Raw genomic sequence first — 25,973 nt, 5'->3', positions numbered from 1 at the left:
AAAAGGAGGGGTGGGACGGGGTCGCCGGTCGTGGCGGGTCTGGCGGGAGCGCGCGAGGAACGAGCGCGCGGATGGTAGACCGGCGACCCCGTCCCACCCCTCCGGACGAGAAGGCGGGACCTACGTCGTGAGCGGGACTACTGCTCCACGTCCTCGTCCACCCACTCGAACGTCTTCGTCACGGCCTTCTTCCAGTTGCGGTACAGCCGCTCGCGCTCGCCCTCCTCGACGGCGGGCGTCCAGCGCTTGTCCTCGGCCCAGTTGTCGATGACGTCCTGCTCGCCCTTCCAGAACCCGACCGCGATGCCCGCCGCGTAGGCGGCGCCGAGCGCCGTGGTCTCGGCGACCCTGGGCCGCACGACGTCGACGCCGAGCTGGTCGGCCTGGAACTGCATGAGCAGCTCGTTGGCGACCATGCCGCCGTCGACGCGCAGCTCGGTGAGGTCGACGCCGGAGTCGGCGTTCATGGCGTCGAGCACCTCGCGCGTCTGGAAGGCGGTGGCCTCGAGCGCGGCGCGCGCGATGTGGTTGCGGTTGACGTAGCGCGTGAGGCCGACGAGCGCGCCGCGCGCGTCGGGACGCCAGTAGGGCGCGAAGAGACCGGAGAACGCGGGCACGAAGTAGGCGCCACCGTTGTCCTCGACCTTGCCGGCGAGCCACTCGACGTCGGGCGAGTCCTCGAACATGCCGAGGTTGTCGCGCAGCCACTGGATGAGCGACCCGGTGACGGCGATCGACCCCTCGAGCGCGTAGCGCTGCGGCTGGTCGCCGATCTTGTAGCAGACGGTCGTGAGGAGGCCGTTCTCGCTCATGACCTTCTCGGTGCCCGTGTTGAGCAGCATGAAGTTGCCGGTGCCGTACGTGTTCTTGGCCTGTCCGACCTCGAAGCACGCCTGGCCGAACGTCGCGGCCTGCTGGTCGCCGAGGATGCCGGCGATCGGGACGCCGGGCAGGAGGCCCTGCTGGCGGCCCTCGCCGTAGACCTCGGACGACGACCGGATCTCGGGGAGCATCGACATCGGGATGCCCATGTCCGCGGCGATGTCCTCGCGCCACGACAGGGTGTCGAGGTCCATGAGCATGGTGCGCGACGCGTTGGTCACGTCGGTGACGTGCACGCCGCCGTTGACGCCGCCCGTGAGGTTCCAGAGGGTCCACGTGTCGGTGTTGCCGAAGACCAGGTCGCCGGCCTCGGCCTTCTCGCGCGCGCCCTCGACGTTGTCGAGGATCCACTTGACCTTCGGGCCGGAGAAGTAGGTCGCGAGCGGTAGTCCCACGATCGACTTGTACTTCTCGGGGCCGTCCGAGCCGCCGAGCTCGTCGACGATCTTCTGCGTGCGGGTGTCCTGCCAGACGATCGCGTTGTACACGGGCTTGCCGGTCGTCTTGTCCCACACGACGGCGGTCTCGCGCTGGTTGGTGATGCCGACGGCGGCGATGTCCTTGTGGGTGACGTTCGCGCGGGTGAGCGCCAGGCCGACGGCCTCGCGCACGTTGTTCCAGATCTGCTCCGGGTTGTGCTCCACCCACCCGGCGCGGGGGAAGATCTGGTCGTGCTCGAGCTGGCCCGTGGAGACGATCTCCCCGGAGTGGTTGAAGACGATGGCCCGGGAGCTGGTGGTTCCCTGGTCGATGGCGAGAACGTAGTCGGCCATGGTGTGCTCAGTCCTTCACGTCGGTGTGTACGGGTGGTCGTTCGCTCGGATGGTCCGGACGGTCGCGTGGCCGGGGCGGGGCCCCCGACGCCCCGGTCACGCGGTGGTGCTCGGGATCAGACCCACGCCGCCCCGAGCAGGCCGGCGAGGACGCCGCCGACCAGCGGGCCGGCGACGGGCACCCAGGAGTACGCCCAGTCGCTCGACCCCTTGCCCCGGATGGGCAGGAGGGCGTGCGCGATGCGCGGGCCGAGGTCACGGGCAGGGTTGATGGCGTACCCGGTGGGGCCACCGATGCTCGCGCCGATCCCGACGACGACGAGCGCGACGGCGAGCGGGCCGAGACCCGACGGCGTCTGGCCGGACGCGACGACGAAGAAGACCAGCACGAACGTCGCGATGGCCTCGGTGACGAAGTTCCATGCGTAGGAGCGGATCTCCGGACCGGTGGAGAAGACCGCGAGCTTCGTCGCGCCGGGTGCGTCCTCGTCGAAGTGCTTCTTGTAGGCGAGGAACGCGAGCACGGCACCGATGAACGCGCCGATCATCTGGGCGCCCCAGTACATGAGCATGTTGCCCACGGTCGGCTCGATGGTCGCCGTGACCATCCCCTCCGGTCCGGTGACCGAGTAGAACGGCTCCTGGGCCGTGAAGAGGCCGATCGTCACCGCCGGGTTGAGGTGCGCGCCCGACTTGTACGCGACGTACACACCCGTGAAGACGGCGAGACCCCATCCGAAGTTGATGAGGAGCCAACCGCCGTTGAAGCCTTTGGTCCTCGGCAGGACGACGTTGGCGACCACCCCGGCACCGAGGAGGATGAGGGTCGCCGTACCGAGGATCTCGGACCAGAAGGCGTTCATGAGGAGTTGATCCATGGTGCGCTCTCTTTCGTGGTGGACTGCTCTGTCTCAACCGGCCCGGCCGCGGTGCGCCCGGGATCCTTCGCTCACCGTGCTCAGCTGTCCCGCAGCGGCTGCAGCGGGGAGACGTCCTGGGCGGCGAGGCGCGTGCGCTCTGCGGCGTCGTCGTCGGGCTCCTCCTCGGCGGCCGCCTCGGCGTTCGCGCGATCGGTGTAGCTGCGCACCTCGGCGTCCCGGGTCGCGTCGTCCCAGCCGAGGAGACCTGCGGCAATCTCGGCGATCTCCGGCAGGGCGGCGAGACCGCGGTCGGCGATCTCGTAGTTGAGGCGCGTGCGGTGCAGGAGCAGGTCCTCGAGGTGCAGGGCGCCCTCGTGCGACACGCCGTACGCGATCTCCGCGCGCAGGTAGGCGGGTGCGTGCTCGAGCGGCTTCGCGAGGTCCGGCTGCTCCTCGCAGAGCTCGACGATCTCGCGCAGGTTCGAGCCGTACCGGTGCAGCAGGTGGTCGACCATCGCGGGCGTCCAGCGGTAGCGGGACGCCCAGGGCCGCGCCTGGCGGCGTACGGCGTCGAGACCGACGGCCCCGAGGAGGGGGATCTTGTGCGTGATCGACCCGAGGGCGCTCGCGCGCTGCCCGATCGCGAAGTCCACGGCGTCCTTGGCCATGACGCGGTAGGTCGTGAGCTTGCCGCCCGCGATGACGGTGAGGCCCGGCGTCGGGGAGGCGACGGTGTGCTCGCGCGACACCTTGGCGGAGCTCGTGCCCTCCTTGGTGCCGGGCTGCAGGAGCGGGCGCAGGCCGGCCCAGGTGCCGATGATGTCGTCGCGCGTGAGCGGGTGCGCGAGCACGGCGTTCGCGTGCTCGAGCACGTAGTCGATGTCGGCGGAGGTCGCGACGGGGTGCTGCAGCTCCTGCTCCCACGGGGTGTCGGTGGTGCCGACGACCCAGTAACGCGACCACGGGATGACGAACAGCACCGACTTCTCGGTCTGGAGGATCAGCCCGACCTGCCCCTTGATGCGCTCGCGCGGGACGACGATGTGGATGCCCTTGGACGCGAGCACGCGCAGCCCGCCCTCGGAGCCGGCGAGCGCCTCGGTGTCCTCGGTCCAGACGCCGGTGGCGTTGATGACCGAGCGTGCGCGGACGGTGAGCTCGTGGCCCGTCTCGAGGTCGACGAGGACCGCGCCGTTGACCGCGCCGGTCGCCCCCTTGGTCAGGGAGACCACCTGGGTGCGCGACGCCGCGTGGGCGCCGTACGAGGCGGCGGTGCGCACGAGCGTGCTCACGAGGCGGGCGTCGTCGACGGACGCGTCCCAGTACTGCACGGCGCCGACGGCGGCGTCGTGCGCGAGGTCGGGGAACTTCTTCTCCATCCGGCTCCGGCTGAGGTGCCGGTGGAACGGCAGGGCACGCTTGCCGGGCGCGACGCTCGCGAGCGTGTCGTAGAGCGCGATGCCGGCGCCGACGTAGGCGCGCTCCCACACGCGGTGCTCAAGGGGGTAGAGGAACGGGACGGGCCGGACGAGGTGGGGCGCGATCTCCTTGAGGAGCAGGTCGCGCTCGGTGAGCGCCTCGTGCACGAGGTGGAAGTCGAGCATCTGGAGGTACCGCAGGCCGCCGTGGACGAGCTTGCTCGACCGGCTCGACGTCCCGGCGGACCAGTCCTGGGCCTCGACGATCGCGGTCGACAGTCCGCGGGTCACCGCGTCGAGCGCGATGCCGGCACCGGTCACTCCTCCGCCGATGACGAGGACGTCGAGCTCGGCGTCGGCGCTCGTGCTCGCCTCCAGGGCGGTGAGCGCCTGTCGACGTGACTCCGCGGTCAGTCGCGTGGATGCCATCCGTGTCCCTCTCTCGTCCGGCACCGCGGCACGGTCGCGCCCACGGTGCGCTCACAGCGACGGTCCCACGGCGCACCAGGGAGCGCTACCGCAAGACCGTCGTGCGCGCACCGGGTCTCGGCGCGCACGCACCTCCTCACATCACCACGGAGCGAACGGGCGCGCAACCGGTGTGCACGAACGTGCAGAATGGAGGTTCCCGACGGACGGAGCCCCTGATGGTCGACCGAGAGCAGGACGTGCTGCGCGCGGCGTCGATGTACTACCTGCAGGACATGAAGATGGAGGCGATCGCGAAGCACCTGCGCACGTCGCGGTCGACGGTGTCGCGCCTCGTCAAGCGGGCCCGGGAGACGGGCCTGGTCGAGATCTCGCTGCGGCCGACGCACAGCCGCGCGCCCGGTCTCGGCCAGCACGTCGCGAGCACGTGGGGCGTCGACGCGTACGTCGTCCCTGTTCCGGACCAGGCGCCGCAGGTCGACCGGCTCGAGCAGGTCGCGATGACGACGGCGCGCCTGCTGTCGACGTGGTTCGACTCCGACATGGTCCTCGGCATCGCGTGGGGGACGACGCTGTCGGCGATCTCCCGGCACCTGCCGCGCAAGCCGACGCGGGGGAGCGCCGTCGTGCAGCTCAACGGTGCGGCGAACACCCGCACGTCGGGCGTCCACTACGCGGGCGATCTCATCGCCGGGTTCGGGACGGCGTTCGACGCGCACGTGCACCATTTCCCGGTGCCGGCGTTCTTCGACTACGCGGAGACGAAGCAGGCGATGTGGCGCGAGCGGTCGGTGCGGCGCGTGCTGGACGTCCAGCGGCGCGCGGACATCGCGCTGTTCTCCGTGGGCGCCGTCGCCGGAGGGGTCCCGTCGCACGTCTACTCGGCGGGCTACCTCGAGCGGGAGGACATCGCGGTGCTGGAGGGCGAGGGCGTGGTCGGGGACGTGTGCACCGTCTTCCTGCGGCCGGACGGGACCTATCGCGACATCGCGCTCAACGCGCGCGCCACCGGTCCGGCGCCGGACGAGCTGCGCCGCGTCCCGCGGCGTGTCTGCGCCGTCGCGGGGGACAACAAGGTCGCGCCGCTGCGGGCCGCGCTGCGTGCCGGGGTGGTGACGGACCTGGTGATCGACGAGGTCACGGCGTCGCGGCTCGTCGCCAGCGCGTGAGCAACTATGCACTCGCCTGCGTGAGTATGCATCCGGGGCTGGATCGTCGTACAGTGTCGTGGTGCTGACGCCCCCCGCCGACGACGCGCGCCCCGACCCCACGGGGGTCCGCGTGCGCCCGGCGCTCCCCGCGGACGTCCGGGCGATCCGGTCGCTCGTCCAGCCCTACGCCGAGGCCCGGATCCTCCTCGCGAAGGAGATGGTCGGCTACTACGAGGCCGTGCAGGAGTTCGTCGTGGCCGACGCCGTCCGCCCGGCCTCGCAGCCTGGCGCGGCCCCCGAGGTGGTCGGCTGCGGGGCGCTCCACGTCATGTGGGACGACCTCGCCGAGATCCGCACCCTTGCCGTGGACCCGGGCTGGCGCGGGCACCGGGTGGGGCACGCGCTCGTCGTGGAGCTCCTCGCCCGCGCCCGGGCGCTCGGCCTGCGCCGCGTCTTCTGCCTGACCTTCGAGGTCGACTTCTTCGTGCGGCACGGGTTCCGGCCGATCGACGGGACGCCTGTCACGCACGACGTCTACGCCGAGCTCCTGCGCTCCCACGACGACGGCGTCGCGGAGTTCCTCGACCTCGCGCGCGTGAAGCCCAACACGCTCGGCAACACGCGCATGCTCCTCGAGCTCGACTGATCAGGCGATGGGCGCGGTCGACGCCCGGGTCACCACGCGGCACGGGAGCTCCTCGATGCCCGGCCGCACCGTGCCGTCGATCGCGGCGAAGAGCCGCTGGGCGGCCACGCGTCCGAGCCGCTCGAGGTTCATGTCGACGCTCGTCAGCTGCGGGCGCGCGTTGGTCGTCAGCACCTCCCAGTTGTCGAAGCCGATGACGGACACCTCGCCGGGGACGTCGCGCCCGAGCTCTCGCAGCGCGTCGAGGACACCGCGCGCGATCTGGTCGCTGCCGCAGAAGAACCCGTCGACGTCGGGGTGCTGCTCGACGACCATGCGCGCGGCGCCGCGACCCCAGCCCTCGCTCCACGACCCGAAGTAGGTGTGGCCGCCGACGAGCTCCAGCCCGGCGGCGGTGAGCGCCGCCTGCGCGCCGGCGGCGCGGTCCTGGGCGGCCTGGTACCCCGGGTCGCCCGACACGTGCGCGACGCGGCGCCGTCCGCACGCGAGGAGGTGCTCGACGGCGAGCCGCCCGGCGCCCACGTTGTCTGCGGTGATCGACACGTCCCCGGGCTCCTCCGACGGCGCGTACGCGTAGACCACCGGGACCGGGATGTCGGCGCTCAGCGGGGGGCGCGGGTCGGTGCGCGAGCCCACGACGATGAGGCCGTCCACGCGCCGCGACAGCAGGGCGCGGACGTGGTGCTGCTCGCGGATGGCGTCGCCGCGCGCGTCGCAGAGGAAGACCGAGACGCGGCCGGCGCCGAACGCGTCCTCGGCTCCCATGAGGACCGGTATCGAGAAGCGTCCCTCGAGGTCGCTCGTGAGCAGCCCGACGGTGCCCGTGCGGCCCTTGAGGAGCCCGCGGGCGAGCGCGTTCGGCGCGAACGAGAGGCGTTCCGCTGCCTCGAGGACGCGCAGGCGCGTCTCCGCCTTCACCTGGTCGCGACCGTTGATCGCCTTGGACGCCGTGGCGATCGAGACGCCCGCGAGGCGTGCCACGTCGGTCAGGGTCGCGGCGCGCGGTGTCGCGCTGCCGTTCTGGGTGGTCATGAGGCCGTGCCCCCTCCTGGTCCGGCGGCGCCGTCGCCGTCGACCGAGTCGCCGTGTGCTGCCGTGTCCCGTCGTGTGCCGCCGTGATCGAACTGTAACCCTGCGCACCGCTTGACGGCTCCGTGCGCCTGTCCTAGATTCAGAAAACCTTTTCGGGTTCTTTCGGTCAAGTGGTGATCGTGAAGAAGCGGCCCGGTGGGGCCCCTGGAGCATCGAAGACTAGCCGTCAGCAGGGCGGGACGGCCAGGCGGCGGCGACGGGCGGTGACACCCGGACCGAAAAGGCGTTCGGACGTCCGGCGGTCCTGCCGGGCGAGCGCATCGGGCTCGACGACGAGTACAGGAGACGCGAGATGACGAACCACCGCAGGACGTCGGCGACGAAGGCCGTGGCCTCGACGCTGGTGATCGGCCTGACCGCTCTCGGCCTCGCCGCGTGCGGCGGCTCCGACGGGGACGACGACGCCCCCGCGACCGCCGGCGCGGGGGGTGCCGAGGGCGTCGACGACGGCAGCACGCTCACGCTGTGGACGCGAGCGCCCCTCGAGAAGCAGGCGAACCTGCTCGTGGACGCGTACAACGAGAGCCACGAGAACCAGGTCGAGCTGACCATCGTCCCCAACGACGACTACGTCGCGAAGGTCGGCGCGGCCGCCGGCAGCGACGGTCTGCCGGACCTGTTCGCCGCGGACATCGTGTACGTGCCGAACTGGGTCGAGCAGGGGCTCTTCCAGGACGTCACGAGCCGCATCGACCAGCTCGACTTCGCGGACGAGATCAACCCGGGCCACCTCGAGGCGGGCACGTACGAGGACGCCGAGCACGTGCTGCCGTTCGTCCTCGACGTGTCCGTGATGTTCTACAACAAGGACCTCTACGAGCAGGCCGGCCTCGACCCCGAGGCCGGGCCGACGTCGCTCGAGGAGTTCGCCGAGCAGGCCAAGGCGGTCGACGAGCTCGGCGGCGGGGTCGACGGCACGTTCTTCGGCGGCAACTGCGGCGGGTGCCTCGTCTTCACGTGGTTCCCGATGATCTGGGCCGCCGACGAGGACGTCATGAACGCCGAGGGCACGGAGTCGCTCCTCGCGAGCGACACCGCGCAGGAGGTGTACGCCACCTACAAGGACCTCGTCGACTCGGACGCGGTCGGCGCCGGCTCGCGCGACGAGACCGGTGCGACGTGGGTCGCCCCGTTCCAGGAGGGCAAGATCGGCGTCATGCCGTACCCGGCGACGCTCCTGTCGACGGCGGACGAGACCGTGGACGTCGGCGTCGCGCCGATCCCCGGCCCCGACGGCGGCGGCTCGACCTTCGTCGGCGGCGACGGCGTCGGCATCTCCAAGGACAGCGAGAAGGCCGACCAGGCCTGGAACTTCCTGTCCTGGCTGATGTCCGAGGAGGCGCAGGTCGAGGTCCTCGCGCAGAACGGCGACGTCGTCTCGCGCGCCGACCTGGTCGACAACGAGTACTCCTCGGCCGACCCCCGCGTCGTGACGATCAACGAGGTCGCCGCCGCCGGTCGCACGCCGGTCGCGCGCAACTTCCAGCAGGCGTTCAACGCGCCGAACAGCCCGTGGATGACCCTGGTCCGCAACGCCGTGTTCGAGGACGCCTCGAGCATCGAGGAGGACAACGAGGAGATCACCGCGGTGCTCTCCCAGTAGCAGGACCGCGCCGCCGCCGACCGGCCCTCCGCCGACCGGCCCTCCGCCGTCCGGCGGCGGCGCGACCCTCGAGCGTCCCTCCGCCCGAACCTGGAGACCGTCATGTCCGTGCAGTCCGCCCCGTCGTCCTCGCGACGCCAGGGCCAGCAGCTCCCGCCGACCGGAGACACCGGGTCGCGCACCCGGTCCGGTGCGCCGCCGAGGCGCCGGCGGCCCGGTCGCTCGCAGTCCGCGCGCGGCTGGGCCTACGCCGCCCCGACCGCGATCTTCGTCCTCGTCTTCTTCGTCCTGCCGGTGCTCCTCGTCGGCCAGATGTCCGCCTCCGACTGGCCTCTCCTGTCCGGGAACCAGGGGCCGAACTTCCCGGAGAACTTCCAGGACGCGGTCGACAACCGCTTCTTCTGGGACTCGGTCGTCTTCACGCTGAAGTACACCGTCATCGCGACCGTCCTCCTCATCGGCCTCGGCCTCGGGCTCGCCCTGCTGGTCCAGGAGTCGACGCACTGGAAGAGCTTCCTGCGCACCGCGGTCCTCGTGCCGAGCGCGCTCGGCCTCGCGTCGGCGTCCCTGCTCTTCTACGCGCTGTACTCGCCGCAGGTCGGGCCGATCTCGCCCCTGCTGGAGTCGCTCGGCATCGTCGACGAGCCCGTGTCGTTCCTCGGCACGCCCGACGGCGCGCTGTGGTCGACGGTGTTCCTCGTCGTCTGGCGCTTCGCGGGCTTCTACATGCTCCTGCTCATGGTGGGGCTCCAGGGCATCCCGCACGAGGTGTACGAGGCCGCCCGCATGGACGGCGCGAGCCGCTGGCAGACCTTCTCCCGCGTGACGCTCCCGCTGCTGCGCCCGTCGCTCGCGCTGTGCACGATCCTGTGCGTCACCGGGTCCCTGCTGGCCTTCGACCAGTTCTACATCCTCACGAAGGGCGGGCCGGACAACAGCACGATCACCGTGGTCCAGCTCATCTACAACGTGGCCTTCCAGGGGCAGAACGACCTGGGCGTCGCGGCCGCGCTGTCGATCATCGTGCTCGCCGCCCTCGTGCTCATCAACCTCGCGCAGATCCGTGCGATGCGCGCCCCCCAGGAGAAGTGACATGACCGGAACCGCCACCGCACCGGCCCCCGCACGGCCCACGCCGCGCGGGCAGGCACCGCGCGCCCGCATCGCCGGGATCGTCACGCGCACCCCCTACTGGGTGCTCACCGGCGGGCTCGCGCTCGTCTTCCTCTTCCCGCTCGTGTGGGCGGGCGTCGCGTCGGTCTCGCCCCAGCCGGGCTCCAACCAGGTCGACGGGTGGGGCTTCGGGAACTACGTGACGCTCGCGGGCTACCAGGCCGGGATCGTCCAGTACCTGTGGAACTCGGTCGTCGTGTCGGGGCTCACCGTGCTCTTCACGCTCGGCGTCTCCCTGCTCGGCGGCTATGCGTTCGCGCGCTTCCGCTTCCCCGGGCGCGACGTGCTGTTCCTCGTGACGCTCGCGATCCTCATGGTCCCGTACGCGACGCTGCTCATCCCGCTGTACGTGCTGCTCAACGAGATCGGCCTGCAGAACTCGCTGGTCGGGCTGTCGCTCGTGCTCGCGATGTTCCAGCTGCCGTTCGCGACGTTCATGATGCGCATCTCGTTCGAGTCGGTGCCGCGCGAGCTCGACGAGGCCGCGCTCGTGGACGGCTGCTCGTCGTTCGGCGCCTTGTGGCGCGTGCTGCTGCCCGCGGTCAAGCCGGGGCTCATCACGGTCGGGCTGTTCGCGTTCCTCGCCGCGTGGAACGACTTCGTCGCCCCCCTCATCCTCATCACCGACTCCACGAAGGCCCCCTTGCCGCTCGCCGTCGCGAACATGCGCCAGCAGGTCATGGGCATCGTCGACTACGGCGCGACCCAGGCGGGCGTCGTCGTGCTCGCGGTCCCGTGCATCGTCCTGTTCCTGCTGCTCCAGCGCCACTACGTGCGGGGCTTCATGTCCGGCGCGCTCAAGGGATGACCGACGACCGGGCGTCCACGACGCCGTCCCCGAACCCGCCGCCCCCGGGCGGCCTCCCCGACGACCCGGGCGGTCGCGCCGCCCCCGGAGGTTCTCCCATGACCATGACCCCGTCGCGCCCGGCCGCGACCCCGACCACCGGCGACGCTCCCGCGGGCGACGGCGGGCGTCCGGTCGTCCCCGCCTCCGGGCGCCTGCAGCCGCTCGGCCTCGCCGAGGTGCGCATCACCGACGGCTTCTGGGCGCGGCGCCAGGACGTGAACCGCACCGCGACGCTCGGCCACATCGAGCACTGGCTCGAGCGAGAGGGCTGGCTGCCTAACTTCGACCTGGCGGTCCAGGGCGGGCTGCCGGATGGGCGCCGAGGCCGGGAGTTCAGCGACTCCGAGGTGTACAAGCTGCTCGAGGCGATGGCGTGGGAGCTCGGTCGGCGCCACGACCCGGCGCTCGAGGAGCGGTTCGACGCGATCGTGCGCCGCGTCGCGGCCGCGCAGGAGCCTGACGGGTACGTCAGCACGATGTTCGGCCGGCCCGGCCAAGGTGCCCGGTATTCCGACCTCGAGTGGGGGCACGAGCTGTACTGCCAGGGCCACCTCCTGCAGGCTGCCGTGGCGCGGGTCCGCACGGGTCACCCCGACGACCTCCTGGTGCAGGTCGCGCGCCGGTCCGCGGACCACGTGTGCGAGACGTTCGGTCCCGGGGGGAACCCGGGCGTCTGCGGCCACGCGGAGGTCGAGGTCGCGCTCGCCGAGCTCGGGCGCGCCCTGGACGAGCCGCGCTACCTCCGCCAGGCCGCGCTCTTCGTCGAGCGTCGCGGTCACGGGACGCTCGCCGACATCGAGTGGGGCCGCTCCTACTACCAGGACGACGTGCCCGTGCGCGACGCCGAGGTCTTCCGCGGGCACGCGGTGCGCGCGAACTACCTCGCGGCGGGCGCGCTCGACGTCGGGGTCGACTCGCGCGACGACGCCCTCGTCGACGCGGTCGCCCGGCAGTGGGACCGGACGACCGCCGCCCGGACGTACATCACCGGCGGGCAGGGCTCGCACCACCAGGACGAGGCGTTCGGCGAGGACTTCGTCCTCCCGCCCGACCGCGCCTACTCCGAGACGTGCGCCGCCGTGGGGTCGGTCATGGTCGCCTGGCGGCTGCTGCTCGCGCGGGGCGACGCGCGGTACGCGGACGCGGTCGAGCGCGCGCTGTTCAACGTCGTCGCGACGTCGCCCGCCGACGACGGGCGGGCGTTCTACTACGCGAACACGCTCCACCAGCGCGTCCCCGGGGAGCCCGCTGCGACCGACGTCGCGAGCGCGCGCGCCGAGTCGTCGCTGCGCGCTCCGTGGTTCCACGTCTCGTGCTGCCCGCCGAACGTCGCGCGCACGTTCGCGAGCCTCGCCGCGTACGTCGCGACCGTCGACCACGGCGGTCTGCAGATCCACCAGTACGCGACGGGCGAGGTCCGTGCGTCGCTCCCGTCCGGGGCGCCGGTCGCCGTGGACGTCGAGACCGCCTACCCCGCGGACGGGCGCGTGCGCGTGCGGGTCGTCGAGGCGCCCGCGGGCCGCTGGGCCCTGACGCTGCGCGTCCCCGCCTGGTCGCCGACCGCGACCCTCACGGTGGACGACGGGACGCCGCGCACGGTGCCCGCGGGGTCGGTGGCCGTCCCGGACCTGCGGGCGGGCAGCGTCGTGGTGCTCGACCTGGACACGTCGCCGAGGTTCCTGCGGCCGGACGACCGGATCGACGCGGTCCGGGGCTGCGTCGCGGTGCAGCGCGGCCCCGAGGTCCTGTGCGTCGAGTCGGTCGACCTGCCCGGCGGTCGTGACGTCGCCGACCTGCGCGTCGACCCCTCGGTCCCGCCGCGCGAGGTCGACGGGCGCGTCGTCGTGCGGGGCGTCGTCGTGGACCACGGTCGTGCCGCCCCGTGGCCGTACGCGCCGGGCGCCGCGTCCCGCGGCGCTCGCGGTGCCGCCGAGGACGAGGCGGGGGTCGACGTCGCGCTCGTCGCCTACCACGACTGGGCGAGCCGGGGGCCGTCGACGATGCGGGTCTGGCTCCCGACGACCTGAGCCGGACGGGGCGCGCTCAGGCAGGGAGCCGGTACGCCTCGCCGTCCTGCTCGACCAGGCCGTCCTCGACGAGGCTCGCGACGCACCGGTCGAGCTGGGCTGCGTCGGGCCACGACCCCGCGACGACGTCCCGGAGGACCGGCCCCGGAGCCTCGCGCAGCAGGCCCATGACCCGGCCCCGCACCTGGCGGTCGGTGCCTGCCCAGGCCTGGGTCCGGCGTCGGCCCGCGTGCGCGTCGACCGGGCGTCCCGCGCGGCGCCACGCGCACAGGTCCGCGACGGGGCACGCTCCGCACCGCGGCGCGCGGGCGGTGCACACCAGGGCGCCGAGCTCCATCGACGCGGCGGCCCACAGCGTCGCCGCGTCGTCGTCGGCAGGCGCGGTCGCGTGGGCGAGGCGCCGCTCCGCCGCCGTGTACGACGGCGCGGGGAGCGCGACGCCCTCGACGGCGCGCGCGAGCACGCGCCGGACGTTGGTGTCGACGACGACGGCGCGACGGCCGTGCGCGAACGCGGTGACGGCGGCGGCCGTGTACTCGCCGACACCCGGCAGCGCGCGCAGGGCCTCCTCGCCCGTGGGCACCTCACCACCGTGGCGCTCGACGACGGCCCGCGCGCAGTCCTGGAGCCGCAGCGCCCGGCGGGGGTAGCCGAGGCGCCCCCACGCGCGCAGGACGTCCGCCGTCGGTGCGGCCGCGAGATCGGCCGGGGCGGGCCAGCGACCCATCCACTCCCGCCACACCGGCTCGACGCGGACGACGGGTGTCTGCTGGAGCATGACCTCGCTCACGAGCACGCCCCATGCGGTCCGGTCGTCGGCGCGCCACGGCAGGTCGCGGGCGGTGCGCCGGAACCACCGGCCGACGGCGGTGCGCAGCGCGGCGTGAGCGTCGACGGTCGGCGTGCCGCGGTGCTCGTCGGGCACCTGGTCGGCGGGGGTCCCGGTCACGGGCCCATTCTGCCCCGAGGACAGGGCACCTCGGCGCGGCTCGGTCGGCATCGGCGCGCACGGAACTAGCGTGGGCCCGAGCGGGACGAGCGGCAGCGCCGACCCCTGACGACCATCGACAGCCGGTGACCTGGAGGACCCGTTGAGCACGTCGCGGACGAGCAGCGCCCCGCGAGGCACGGACCTGCGTCCTCGGCGCGGCGTCCTCTGGCGCCGACGCCTCGTCGCGCTCGTCCTCCTCGCGGCGCTCGTGGTGGCCCTGGTCCTGCTCGGGCAGGTCGTCGTCCGGGCCGTGCAGCCGATGCTCGCGGGCGACGGCGCGCCGCAGGAGGGCCGCTCGGCGCCGCCCACCCCCGAGGCGGCGGGACCGCCGCAGGACTGCGACGCCGCGTCGCTCGAGCTCTCCGTCGCTCCGGCGAAGGCGGAGTTCACCGAGAACGAGGCGGTCGTCCTGGCGGTGACGATGCGCCACGTCGGGGCGCGCCCGTGCCTCGTCGACGGTTCCGACGCGGTGCGCCAGGTGCTCGTCCGGTCCGGTGACGAGCTCGTGTGGTCGTCGGCGCACTGCGCGCCGGGCGACAACCTCCTGCTCATGAGCCGCGGCGACGAGGTCTCCACGACCGTGCGGTGGGACATGCACCGCTCCGTCGAGGGCTGCGCGCCCGACCAGCCTGTCGTCTCCCCGGGGACGTTCACGGCCCTCGTGAGCGTCGCGGACGTCGAGGGTGCGACGAGCGACCCCGCCACGTTCACGATCCGGGGCCCGGCTCCCGCGGAGCCGGAGCAGCCCGGCGACGACCCGACCGGGCAGCCCACCGACCCGGCGGCCGAGCAGCCGGCGACCGAGGGCGAGGCCCCTGCCGAGCCGCCGGCCGAGCAGCCGGCCGCCGACGGGGCGGCCGAGCCGCCCGTCGACGCTCCCTCGGCGGACGTCCCGCCGACGCCGTGACCACCCGCGGTCGTCGCGCGCGCCCTGGGCGAGCGACGCACCGAAAAGTTCTCCTGACCGTTTCGAGGAAGGGTGACGAGTTTCGTCGACCGCGCGCCGCCCGTCGTCTGGTCTGAGCGGCGGAATGGCGCGGATCCGCGAGAAGTCGCCGATCTGCGGGGCGGAGCGGGCGGGAAGGTGATCTGCTCGACTCACCGAAAACCATTGCGGTCCTGTAGTCAGGCTGGTTGACTGGCCAGCGGCTGGCGATCTCGTCGTCGAGACGGCCCAGGTGCTCACGGGGCGGTGGCACGGGGTGGCGCGCTGATGCGCTCACCCCCGCTGCGCCGTCGTCCCTGGCGGGGACGTCTGGAGGACGGGACGCGAGCGGGGTGCGTGGTCGTCGCGGGTGCGACGGGGCGCGGCACGGGACGTCGTCGTCCCGCGCCGGCGCGTCGGCGACGGTGCCCTGTCCCGTTCCGGTTCCCGATGGAGAGGACACAGTGATGTCGGGAAGAACGTTGAGAAGGGTCGTCGCCTCGGCGATGACGGGCGCGCTCGCCGTCACGGGCGTCGCGCTGGTTCCGGCGAGCGCGCACGCAGACGTGCTGCCGGGCAACGAGAGCGACGTGGGGGTGTACACGAACGGCGAGACCGACTCGATGGACATCGGCGACCCGACGTACACGGGGGTCGACGCGGTCAGCGCGGCGCTCGCCCCGGGGGTCCCGTGGACCGCAGGCTCCATGCACGGGTCGATCTTCGAGAAGGACCTGGCCGCCGGCGGCACGGACTACTACCTGGACCGCGTCCTGGGCGTGACGGGCACGTCGGGCAACGGCGTGCTCCAGACGCGCGGGCGCTCGCTGTACCTGCGCGGTGGCAGCAACTGGAACGTCATGGGCTTCGCCGGGTCCGCCTTCGCCGGTGGGCCGAACAACCTCGGCAACCTCTACACCGTGACGGTCCCGGGACAGACGGTGACCGAGGTCGGGGCGCAGCGGTTCAACGCGCCGAGCCACGCCAAGGCGCGGTACACGGTCGGCACCACGGGCGTCACGGCCGACCTCAGGAAGCTCATCACGTACGACAACGTGGCGCTCACGACGATCACGTTCTCCAACCCGGGTGCGGCCGACGCGTCGTTCACGGTCCGCGCGGCGTCGCCGCTCGCGACGACGTCGACCGACGCGGCCGACGAGCTCACGGGGACGCGCACCCTGACGAGCGGTGCGAACAACGGCCTCGTCGACACGCCGTGGTCGACGGTGACCGTCGGCCTCAAGGCCGAGGGCTTCGAGCGGTCGGGCACGAACCTGGACCGCGCCGTGACGGTGCCGGCGGGCGGCTCGGTCGAGCTGTCGGTCGTGGGCGTCCTCGGCTCCGACGCGCTGCCGCAGTCGTTCGAGCAGTTCGACCAGTACGCGGCGATGGCGCCGGCCGAGGCGTTCCGTGACGGCGTCACGGCGTTCAACCGGCAGTGGGCGCAGGACATCCCGTACATCGACGTGCCGAGCGACGCCATCGAGAAGGCGATCGTCTACCGCTGGTGGGGAGAGCGCTACAACAGCCTCGACACCAACGAGCCCGGCTACGTCTACCAGTACCCGACGACGATCGAGGGCGTGAACCTGTACCAGAACTCGGTCGCCCTCACGCAGCCGATGCACCTGCAGGACACGAAGTGGATCCGCAACCCGTACCTCGGGTACGGGCAGATCCTCAACATCGGCGAGCTCTCCGGCTCGTCGGCGTTCCTCGACAGCCCGGGGCACACGAGCTGGAACAACCACTACTCGCAGTACCTCGGCACCGCGGGCCTCGAGGCGTACAACGTGCACGGCGGCGGTCCGGCGGTCGCCGAGCGCTTCGCGACGTACTTCGAGGGCGACGGCGAGGGCCAGCTCGAGCACTACGACGGCAACGACGACAACCTCATCGCCTACGACACGAACTACATGCCGGGCAACGACTCGGACGCCATCTCGTTCGGGTTCCCCAAGGTGAACGCGGGCGCACCGGGCGCGCGGACGATCGAGCGGCCCGAGTCGGCCTACGTCTGGGGCGACTTCGACGCGGCCGGCCAGCTGTACGAGATGGCCGGTGCCGACGACGCCAAGGTCGCCGAGATGCAGGCACAGGCGGACGAGATCCGCACGGCGGTCCTCGACCGGCTGTGGAGCGAGTCGGCGCGCATGTTCCTCGCGGGCACGTCGCACGGCGCCCAGTCGGCCCCGACCTCGAACAACGGCGCGGTGAACCCGCTCCCGGAGTCCGAGCGCGACCTCATCCCGGCGCGCGAGTCCAACCTCTACGACGTCTACGCCCAGGACCTCATCCCGGTCGAGGACGCCGAGCAGTACGTCGACGGGTTCCGCTTCCTGCGGTACGGGGACAACTTCCCGATCTTCCCGTTCTACACGGCGAACCAGTACGACAAGACGAAGTACAACATCGGCGGGTCGAACAACTTCTCCAACATCAACTTCACCGTCCAGTACCGGGCCGTGCGGTCCGCGCTGCGGCACTACGACCCCGAGCAGAAGTACGTCACGCCCGAGTACGCCGCGCGGCTGCTCGACTGGATGGCGTGGAGCGTCTACCCGGGCGGCGACCTGCGTGCCCCGAACCAGGCCGAGTACTACTCGAACTGGAACCCGGCGACGCAGACGTACAACCGCAACAACCCGAACCACGTGATGCTCGGCAACATGAACTACATCTACGTCGAGGACATGGGCGGCATCCAGCCGCGGTCCGACGACAAGATCGAGCTCTGGCCGATCGACCTCGGGTACGACCACTTCATGGTCAACAACCTGCGGTACCACGGCCAGGACGTCACGATCGTGTGGGACGAGGACGGCTCGCACTACGGTCTGGGCGAGGGCTACTCGCTGTTCGTCGACGGCGAGCGCAAGGCGACCGCCGACGCGCTCGGCCGGTTCGTGTACGACCCGGCGGCCAACGCGGTCGTCGAGTCCGACGAAGGGCTCGCGGTGGAGGTCGTCGACGACACGGGCGCGGACGTGCCCACCGCGGTCGACACGCCGATCGACGACGAGCGCGTCGTGTCCTACCTGAAGACGGCCGGCATCGACCTCACCGAGGACGCGGAGAACCTCGCGCTCGGCGCCGAGCTCTCGTCGTCCGCGACCCAGGAGGGCCCGCGGCCGACGCCGTGGCGCCAGTTCCACACGCCGGGCTGGAGCACGGGGTCGATGAACTACACCCCGGGTGCCATCAGCACGACCGAGCAGCCCGTGTCGCTGGCCGCCGTCACCGACGGCACGACCGTCAACGAGCCCTACTGGGGCAACTACGGGACCGAGGGCGACACCGGGTACGTCGAGCTCGACCTCGGCGAGCCGACGTCGTTCGACAACGTCAAGGTGTGGTTCGTCAGCGACCGGCAGGCGGGCGGCTACCGCGAGCCGTCGCGGTACTCGATCCAGGTGCCCGACGGCTCCGGCGGCTGGACCACGGTCCCCGACGCGTTCAAGGCGCCGAAGATCCCCGGTCCGAAGTTCAACGAGGCGCTCTTCGAGACGGTCACGACCGACCGCGTGCGGGTGGCCTTCACGAACACGCCGTCGTTCTGGACGGCGATCTCGGAGATCCAGGTCTTCGACTCCGGCCGTGACGTCCCCGAGGTGGTCAACGACGCGCCGACCGTCTCGGTGAACGTCGACCGCTCCACGGACGGCAACCTCTCCACGAGCCTCGTCGCCACGGTGACGGACGACGGCATCCCCGACGACGGTGAGCTCACCTACGGGTGGTCGACCGTCTCCGCGCCGGAGGGTGCGGGCGTCATCTACGGCGACGCAGGAGCGCTGCGCACGACGGTCACCGGCACCGAGCCGGGGACGTACGTCTTCCGGCTCATCGCGAGCGACGGCGAGCTGACGACCGAGCGCGACGTCGAGGTCGAGCTCACCGAGAAGGCCACGTCGGCCGAGTTCGGTGCGCTCGCGACGATCACGACGAGCGGCTCGGCGTCGTGGGAGAACCCGCTGCGCGTCAACGAGGCGACCACCCCGGCGAGCTCGAACCCCGGCGCAGGAAACGGCTGGGGGACGTGGGGACAGCCCGCGAACGGGACGAGCCCGGCGACCGCCGCCTGGATCCGGTACGCGTGGGAGTCCCCGGTGCTCCTCGCGTCGACCGACATCTACTGGTACGACGACAACGGCGGCACGCGTATGCCGCGCGCCGACACCTACGTCGTGGAGCACTCGCAGAACGGCACCGACTGGACGCCCGTCACGCTGACCGGTAGCTCGACGTACGCGGGCGCGCTCCAGCGCAACGCGTACAACCACCTCGAGTTCGAGGCGGTCGAGGCGCAGTTCCTGCGGGTCCGCATCACGGGCGTGCAGACCGGCGGCGCGGGGACGGGCGTGCTGCGCTGGCGCGTCAACGGCGACACCGTGGACACCGTGGCCAGCCCGGTCGTCGTGCGCACGGTCACCGGCGAGGTGCCGACGCTGCCGACGGCGCTCGACGTCGTCTTCTCGAGCGGTCGGCGCGGCACGGTCGACTTCACGTGGCAGCCGATCACGCCGGCCATGGTGGCGGAGACCAACGTCGAGCCGTTCACGGTCTACGGGACGAACACGACGTACGGCCTGATCGCGGAGGCGCAGGTCTACGTCCGTCCGGAGGACTCGCAGGGCGGGATCTCGATCCAGGGCGCCGAGCAGTTCGAGCAGAGCGTCGACGTCGGCGAGCAGCCCTGGCTGCCCACGAAGGTCGCGGTGTCGTACAACGACGGGTCGCGCGACAACCAGGCGATCGGCGTCGAGTGGGACTACGACGAGTCGGTCGTCGAGCAGCCGGGCGTCTACGTCATCCAGGGCGACCTGATACTGCCCGACTACGTGAGCACCGCCGGCACGACGACGACGACGCTCACCCTCACGGTGGGTGACGGCGTGCCGGTCGGGCCCGAGGTCTCGGTCACGGTCGAGACGCGGTGCCTCGCGGGCAAGGCCTACGTGGCGGTCCGTGCGACGAACGACGACGACGTGCCGCTCACGGTGCGCCTCGACACGGCGTTCGGTACCCGGACGGTGAACGACGTGGCGGCGGGCAAGAACGCCTACCAGTCGTTCGCGACGCGTGCGACGAGCGTCGACGCCGGCGAGGTCACGGTCGTGGCCACCGACGCCGGGGGGAGGTCGACGACGGTCACCGAGCAGTACGACGCGCGCAGCTGCGGCTGAGCGCTGCTCGACCGGGGCGGGGCGGCGGGGTCTCCCGCCGCCCCGCCGTGGCGCGCGCGGCCGAGGTGGCCCGCGCGTAGGGTTGCTCGCGACGCAGGGCGTCCCGACGCGGGATGGGGTGGCGTGATGGTGGCGGAGCCGTGAGCATCCTGGTCGGCGCGGTCGTCACGGCGGCCGTGACGACCCTGGCGGTCGTCGCGATGCTGTTCGCGCGTCGTCGCGCGCCGGCCGGCAGCCGGTTCGCCGACGGCGACCGCGCGGCCGGGGTCTTCGGCGTCGTGGCCACCGGCTTCTCCGTCCTCCTCGGCTTCATCGTCTTCCTCGCCTTCGAGGCGTACGACGAGGCGCGCACCGGCGCCCAGGACGAGGCGCGGGTCGTGGTGCAGCAGCTCGAGACGGCGCAGTTCTTCGCGGACGCCGACGCGGCGGAGCTCTCCGGCGAGCTCGTGTGCTACGCGCGGTCGGTGGTCTCGGTCGAGTGGGAGCAGATGGCCGACGGCGACCTCGGGGACGCCGTGAACCCGTGGGGTGTCGAGCTCTTCGAGACGATCCGTGGCGTCGTGCCGTCGTCCGACACGGAGCAGTCGGCGTACGACCGGTGGATGGCTCAGGCGGCGGACCGCGAGGAGGCGCGCCAGTCGCGGGTGCACGGCGCCGAGGGACTCATCCCGCTGCCGCTCTGGCTCGTGCTCTACGTGGTCTCCGGCACGATCTTCGTCTTCCTGCTGTTCTTCGCCGACTCGACGGAGAGCGCGGCGACCCAGGGCGTCCTCATGGGCAGCGTCACCCTGGTCATCACCCTCCTGCTGTGCCTCCTCGCCTTCTTCGACCATCCGCACGGGCACGAGGTCGGCAAGCTCAGACCGACGGCGATGGAGCGCACGCTCGTCCTGCTCCAGAACGAGGCGGACGCGGCCGGAGTCGTCGTCGAGCCGCCGTGCGACGAGCGGGGCGGGCCTCGCACCGCCGCGCGGGGCGAGCCCTGACAGCTCCGACGCGGGGGCCGTCCTCCGGGTCCCGTCCCTGTGCGCACTGCCCGCGTCGAGCCGGAAAGCGCTCCCTACTTCAGACATCGCGACTACGCAACTCGGGGAATACCTACCGGCTTTGGTATTGGCATCGGCAAAAGTGCCGGGTAGGGTCGGTCGCGTGGCGCGGGAGAACTCTCTCCCGTCCGTCGCGCAGGGAGCACCCGAGGCAGAGGGCTCCCAGCCTGTCTGGAGGTCCACCGATCCGTGCGGGGCGGCACGACGAACGGTCACGACGCCTTGCTGACGATCCGGGCCACCGGCTCCTCGATCCACGTCAAGGAGGACGTTGTGCACAGACCAACCAAGGGCCGCCGCTGGCTGTCCCGAACCATCGCGGCGGCGCTGTCCGCCGCGGTGGTCGTCCCACTCTCAATCAGCGCCGCGAGCGCGCACCCCGGCCATGAGGAACAACCGTCTGCCGAAGACCCGGCGACGGACTGGAACCAGTACGAGAAGACCCTGATCTCGAAGAACACCGGCGAGCCGATCGACCTGGCCGTCCTGCCCGACTCGCGGATCCTGCACACCGCACGCGACGGCGTCGTGCGGCTCTCCGACCCGGCGACCGGGCAGACCACCCAGGTCGCGGACCTCGACGTCTACGCGAACTCCGAGGACGGGCTCCAGGGCATCTCCCTCGACCCGAACTTCGAGGAGAACAACTGGGTCTACATGGTCTACGCGCCCCGCGTGATGGAGGGCACGTCGCCGACGGGGGTGGAGTACCCCGAGACGACACCGCAGGGCAGCGCGCCGAACTCGCTGCCCGCAGGCGCGGACGCGAGCTACTGGGACCAGTGGCTCGGCTACAACCAGCTCTCCCGGTTCACGTGGGACCCGGAGACCAGCACGCTCGACCTGTCCACCGAGCGCGAGATCATCAAGGTCGACGCCCAGCGCGGCCAGTGCTGCCACGTGGGTGCGGACATGGCGTGGGACGCCGAGGGAAACCTCTTCCTGTCCACCGGTGACAACACCCCCGCCGGCACCCCGGGCGCGAACGGCTACACGCCGATCAACAACGCACCCGGCATGAACCCGGGCTTCGACGCCCGGCGCGGGGCCGGCAACACCAACGACCTCCGCGGGAAGATCCTGCGGATCAACCCGATCGAGGACCTCGCGGCCGACACCGAGGTCGGCCCGGACAGCACGTACACGATCCCCGAGGGCAACCTCTTCGACGGTGCCGAGCAGGCCGACCTGGTGCGCGACGAGATCTACGTGATGGGCGTGCGCAACCCCTTCCGGATCGACTACGACCTCGAGTCCGGCTCGCTCTTCTGGGGCGACTACGGGCCGGACGCCGGCGCCGCGCAGCCCGACCGCGGCCCGATGGGCTACGTCGAGTGGCAGCTCACGACCGAGCCCATGAACGGCGGATGGCCGTACTGCCACGGCCCGAACGCCGCGTACAACGAGTGGGACTACGCGACCGGTACGCCGGGTGCGCAGTTCTTCGACTGCGAGGCCGGACCCGAGAACAACTCGACGTGGAACACCGGCCTGGACCAGGTCCCGCCGGTCGTCGCGCCGCAGGTGTACTACGGCGACAACCCGGGCGACCAGCCCGAGCTGCTCGACCCGCTGGTCGAGCTGGGCGGTGGCGGCCAGGCCCCCATGGGCGGTCCGATCTACCGCTTCGACGAGACCCTCGAGTCGGACGTCAAGTTCCCGGAGTACTGGGACGGGCACCCGCTCATGGCCGAGTTCTCGCAGGACTACGTGGTCGCGTTCACGATGGACGAGCTCTCGTCCGCCGGCGTGGTCACGCAGGTGGAGGACTTCCTGCCGAACAGCCACCTCGAGACCGTGAACCAGCCCATCTGGGACAACGTCATGGACATGGAGTTCGGCCCTGACGGCGCCCTCTACGTCCTCGAGTACGGCGACGGCTTCTTCCGCCAGAACCCCGACGCGGGCCTGTACAAGATCACGTACGGCTCGGAGAACCGCACCCCGCGCGCGTCCATCTCGGCGGACCCGGTCTCCGGCAGCACCGCGCCGCTCGAGGTGACGTTCGACGCGTCGGCGACCACGGACGCGGAGACCCCCAACGCGGAGCTCACGTTCGAGTGGGACTTCGACGCCGACGGTGAGTACGACGCCGAGGGCGAGACGGTGACGCACACGTTCACCGAGCTCGGTCAGTACAACGTGCAGCTGCGCGTCACCGACCCGGGAGGCAACTTCGGTCTGGCGATCCAGCGGATCACGGTCGGCAACACGGCCCCCGAGATCACGCTCGACCAGCCGGACGGCGCCATCTTCACCTGGGGTGACGCGGTCCCGTACACGGTCTCGGTGAACGACGCCGAGGACGGCGACCAGCCGACGTGCCGCAACATCCAGTACACGTTCGGCCTCGGTCACAACACGCACGCGCACCCGGAGGTGAGCGGTCGGGCCGCGGACACGGAGGCCGGCTGCGGCTTCACGATCCAGACGAGCCCGGACGCCGTCGAGCACGGTGAGGGTGAGAAGATCTTCGGCACGCTCGTCGTGACGTACGCGGACCAGGCGCAGGGTGAGGTGCCCGCCATCACCGGCGAGGCCACCCACATCCTCAAGCCCGACGTGCAGCAGGCCGAGTGGTACGACGCGGCCGAGGGCATCGAGGTCGTGGACGACGCCGCTGCCGGTGCGGGGAGCTACGTGACCTCGCTCGACGAGGGCGACTCGTTCTCCTACGCGCCGATCGCCCTGCACCACGCCCCGACCGGTGAGGCGATCAACGAGATCACCGTCCGCGGCAGCGGCGAGGGCACCGTCTCGCTCGGCTGGACCGGCGAGGGTTCCGAGGACACCGCGGCGCTCGCCGAGTTCGAGTTCACGGGCGAGGGCTGGCAGGACGTCACGCAGTCGCTGAGCGACGTGCCCGAGGGCTCGGGCTCGATCGTCGTGACGGGCACCGGCGGCGTCGACGTCGACCAGCTCACCTTCGCCGTCGGCGAGGGCCCGGTCGAGCCGGTCACGATCCCTGTGGACCAGGTGTCGATCCAGATGTTCTCGCTCATCCCGTGGGTGAACGAGGTCGGTCTGGAGGCGGTGCTCGAGCGTCTGGGTGAGATCGGCTTCGAGAACATCGAGCCGTTCGGTGGGAACTTCGAGGGCTACACGGCCGAGGAGTTCAAGGCGCTGGCCGACTCGTACGGCCTGAGCGTGAAGTCGTCGCACTACAACGTGAACGAGGACACGTTCGACGAGACCCTGGAGTACGTCACGACGCTGGGCCAGGAGTACGTGGGCTCGGGCGGCTTCCCCGCACCGGGCATCGGCACGTACGAGAACACGCTGGCCACGGCCGAGGCGATGAACCGTCTCGGTGAGCGGACCGTGGACGCGGGGCTGGAGAAGTTCTTCGGCCACAACCACGACGGCGAGTTCACCACCACCTACGAGCACGAGGGCGAGACCCTCTCGGCCTGGGAGATCCTGGTCCGCGAGACCAACCCCGAGTACGTGACGTTCCAGCTGGACGTGGCGTGGGCGGCTCACGCGGGTGTCGACGTGCCGGCGCTGATCGAGGAGTACGGCGACCGGATCGAGCTCCTGCACGTCAAGGACGCCGTCAACCTGAACGGTGAGGGTCGTCCGACGTTCACCAACCTCGGTGAGGGCGACGTCCCGCTGCAGGAGATCCTGGCCGCCGGTCAGGAGGCCGGTGTCGCGTACTACGTCATGGAGTACGACGTGGCCCCCGAGGGCGAGGACTTCGCCACGACCGGGTACGAGTACCTCACCGGCCTGGATGCCGGCGAGCCCTCCGACCCGATCACGGTCCCCGTCGACCAGGTCTCGGTCCAGATGTTCTCGCTGACCCCGTGGGTCAGCGAGGTCGGCCTTCCGGCTGTGCTCGAGCGTCTGAGCGAGATCGGCTTCGTCAACATCGAGCCGTTCGGCGGGAACTTCGCGGGCTACACGGCCGAGGAGTTCCGGGCGCTGGCCGACTCGTACGGGCTGAGCGTGAAGTCGTCGCACTACAACGTGAACGAGGACACGTTCGACGAGACCCTGGAGTACGTCACGACGCTGGGCCAGGAGTACGTGGGCTCTGGCGGCTTCCCCCAGCCGGGGATCGGTACGTACGAGAACACGCTGGCCACGGCCGAGGCGATGAACCGTCTCGGTGAGCGGACCGTGGACGCGGGGCTGGAGAAGTTCTTCGGCCACAACCACGACCAGGAGTTCCGCACGACGTACGAGCACGAGGGCGAGACCCTCTCGGCCTGGGAGATCCTGGTCCGCGAGACGAACCCCGAGTACGTGACGTTCCAGCTGGACGTGGCGTGGGCCGCTCACGCGGGTGTCGACGTGCCGGCGCTGATCGAGGAGTACGGCGACCGGATCGAGCTCCTGCACGTCAAGGACGCCGTCAACCTGAACGGTGAGGGTCGTCCGACGTTCACCAACCTCGGTGAGGGCGACATGCCCCTGCAGGAGATCCTGGCCGCCGGTCAGGAGGCCGGTGTCGCGTACTACGTCATGGAGTACGACCGGGCTCCCGACGGCGAGGACTTCGTCACGACCGGGTTCGAGTACCTCACCGGCCTGGAGGCCGGCGAGAACGAGCGCACGGTCGCGGTGACGGCGCAGGCGCGGTGCCTCGCCGGCAACGCCTACCTCGCGGTCCGCGCGCTCAACGACGAGGACGTCCCGCTCACGATCACGATCGAGACGCCCTACGGCAGCAAGACGTTCGAGAACGTGGCGCCGGGCAAGAACGCCTACCAGTCGTTCAACACCCGGGGTGAGGCGCTCGACGGCGGGACGACCACCGTCGTCGCGACGGATGCCGAAGGGGGGACGGCCACGGTCGAGACCGAGTACGCCGCGCACAGCTGCGGCTGACGCACCCTGACGACGGGTGAGGCGGGGTCCGACTCCGCCTCACCCGTCCGGGACGACGTGCCCGCCGCGGTCCGACCGCGGC

Annotated in this window: 15 protein-coding genes; 10 read left to right on the top strand and 5 right to left on the bottom strand. The window is 71.5% G+C overall.

The window, feature by feature from the left end; all coding sequences use genetic code 11:
* Positions 1–137 precede the first annotated feature (137 nt).
* The 3 genes from glpK to ACZCLJ_RS08820 all read right to left on the bottom strand — a co-directional run bounded on the left by glpK (position 138) and on the right by ACZCLJ_RS08820 (position 4,362).
* Entirely contained in the window at positions 138–1,655 is a 1,518-nt protein-coding gene (gene glpK / locus ACZCLJ_RS08830; protein WP_251153397.1) for a glycerol kinase GlpK, read from the bottom strand.
* A 116-nt stretch (positions 1,656–1,771) separates the two neighbouring features.
* Complete coding sequence (locus ACZCLJ_RS08825) at positions 1,772–2,533, bottom strand: MIP/aquaporin family protein (RefSeq protein ID WP_251153398.1); 762 nt, start codon at positions 2,531–2,533, stop codon at positions 1,772–1,774.
* A gap of 80 nt (positions 2,534–2,613) precedes the next feature.
* Positions 2,614–4,362 carry a glycerol-3-phosphate dehydrogenase/oxidase gene (locus ACZCLJ_RS08820; RefSeq protein ID WP_463106161.1) on the bottom strand — a complete coding sequence of 583 codons (1,749 nt, stop codon included), beginning with the start codon at positions 4,360–4,362 and terminating at the stop codon, positions 2,614–2,616.
* A 215-nt stretch (positions 4,363–4,577) separates the two neighbouring features.
* Between ACZCLJ_RS08820 and ACZCLJ_RS08815 the strand changes: the two genes are divergently transcribed.
* Both ACZCLJ_RS08815 and ACZCLJ_RS08810 read left to right on the top strand, forming a co-directional pair.
* Positions 4,578–5,531: a sugar-binding transcriptional regulator gene (locus tag ACZCLJ_RS08815; protein WP_251153587.1), complete on the top strand. Its 954-nt coding sequence runs from the start codon at positions 4,578–4,580 to the stop codon at positions 5,529–5,531.
* A gap of 64 nt (positions 5,532–5,595) precedes the next feature.
* Entirely contained in the window at positions 5,596–6,159 is a 564-nt protein-coding gene (locus tag ACZCLJ_RS08810; protein ID WP_251153588.1) for an amino-acid N-acetyltransferase, read from the top strand.
* Here ACZCLJ_RS08810 and ACZCLJ_RS08805 read toward each other — a convergent pair whose 3' ends face one another.
* Complete coding sequence (locus tag ACZCLJ_RS08805; RefSeq protein WP_463106160.1) at positions 6,160–7,191, bottom strand: LacI family DNA-binding transcriptional regulator; 1,032 nt, start codon at positions 7,189–7,191, stop codon at positions 6,160–6,162. It abuts the gene before it with no gap.
* 352 nt (positions 7,192–7,543) lie between these two features.
* On the opposite strand from ACZCLJ_RS08805, the gene ACZCLJ_RS08800 reads away from it, so the two are divergent.
* The 4 genes from ACZCLJ_RS08800 (at position 7,544) to ACZCLJ_RS08785 (ending at position 12,904) form a co-directional block, all read left to right on the top strand.
* On the top strand, positions 7,544–8,854 hold the full coding sequence (locus tag ACZCLJ_RS08800) for an ABC transporter substrate-binding protein (RefSeq protein ID WP_251153401.1): 1,311 nt from the start codon (positions 7,544–7,546) through the stop codon (positions 8,852–8,854).
* Between the two features lie 102 nt (positions 8,855–8,956).
* Complete coding sequence (locus ACZCLJ_RS08795; protein ID WP_251153402.1) at positions 8,957–9,946, top strand: carbohydrate ABC transporter permease; 990 nt, start codon at positions 8,957–8,959, stop codon at positions 9,944–9,946.
* Between the two features lies 1 nt (position 9,947).
* A complete protein-coding gene (locus ACZCLJ_RS08790) occupies positions 9,948–10,835 on the top strand; it encodes a carbohydrate ABC transporter permease (protein ID WP_251153403.1) in 888 nt (295 codons plus the stop codon).
* A 98-nt stretch (positions 10,836–10,933) separates the two neighbouring features.
* Entirely contained in the window at positions 10,934–12,904 is a 1,971-nt protein-coding gene (locus ACZCLJ_RS08785) for a glycoside hydrolase family 127 protein (protein WP_463106159.1), read from the top strand.
* A gap of 16 nt (positions 12,905–12,920) precedes the next feature.
* On the opposite strand, the gene ACZCLJ_RS08780 is transcribed toward ACZCLJ_RS08785, so the two are convergent.
* Positions 12,921–13,853: an HhH-GPD family protein gene (locus tag ACZCLJ_RS08780; RefSeq protein WP_463106158.1), complete on the bottom strand. Its 933-nt coding sequence runs from the start codon at positions 13,851–13,853 to the stop codon at positions 12,921–12,923.
* Between the two features lie 142 nt (positions 13,854–13,995).
* Between ACZCLJ_RS08780 and ACZCLJ_RS08775 the strand changes: the two genes are divergently transcribed.
* The 4 genes from ACZCLJ_RS08775 to ACZCLJ_RS08760 all read left to right on the top strand — a co-directional run bounded on the left by ACZCLJ_RS08775 (position 13,996) and on the right by ACZCLJ_RS08760 (position 25,891).
* Positions 13,996–14,802 carry a hypothetical protein gene (locus ACZCLJ_RS08775; protein ID WP_251153405.1) on the top strand — a complete coding sequence of 269 codons (807 nt, stop codon included), beginning with the start codon at positions 13,996–13,998 and terminating at the stop codon, positions 14,800–14,802.
* A 500-nt stretch (positions 14,803–15,302) separates the two neighbouring features.
* The gene (locus ACZCLJ_RS08770; RefSeq protein ID WP_463106157.1) at positions 15,303–20,009 is read left to right on the top strand and encodes a galactose-binding domain-containing protein; all 4,707 of its coding nucleotides are present in this window, start codon (positions 15,303–15,305) and stop codon (positions 20,007–20,009) included.
* 140 nt (positions 20,010–20,149) lie between these two features.
* A complete protein-coding gene (locus ACZCLJ_RS08765; RefSeq protein ID WP_463106156.1) occupies positions 20,150–20,995 on the top strand; it encodes a bestrophin-like domain in 846 nt (281 codons plus the stop codon).
* Positions 20,996–21,328: 333 nt separating this feature from the next.
* Positions 21,329–25,891, top strand: a complete 4,563-nt coding sequence (locus tag ACZCLJ_RS08760) for a TIM barrel protein (protein ID WP_463106155.1) — start codon at positions 21,329–21,331, stop codon at positions 25,889–25,891.
* Positions 25,892–25,973: the final 82 nt, after the last annotated feature.

This window comes from Cellulosimicrobium sp. So1_17, from assembly GCF_055181235.1.
The sequence above is the reverse complement of the archived record's forward strand: the minus strand, read 5'-3'. Positions and strand labels throughout refer to the sequence as shown.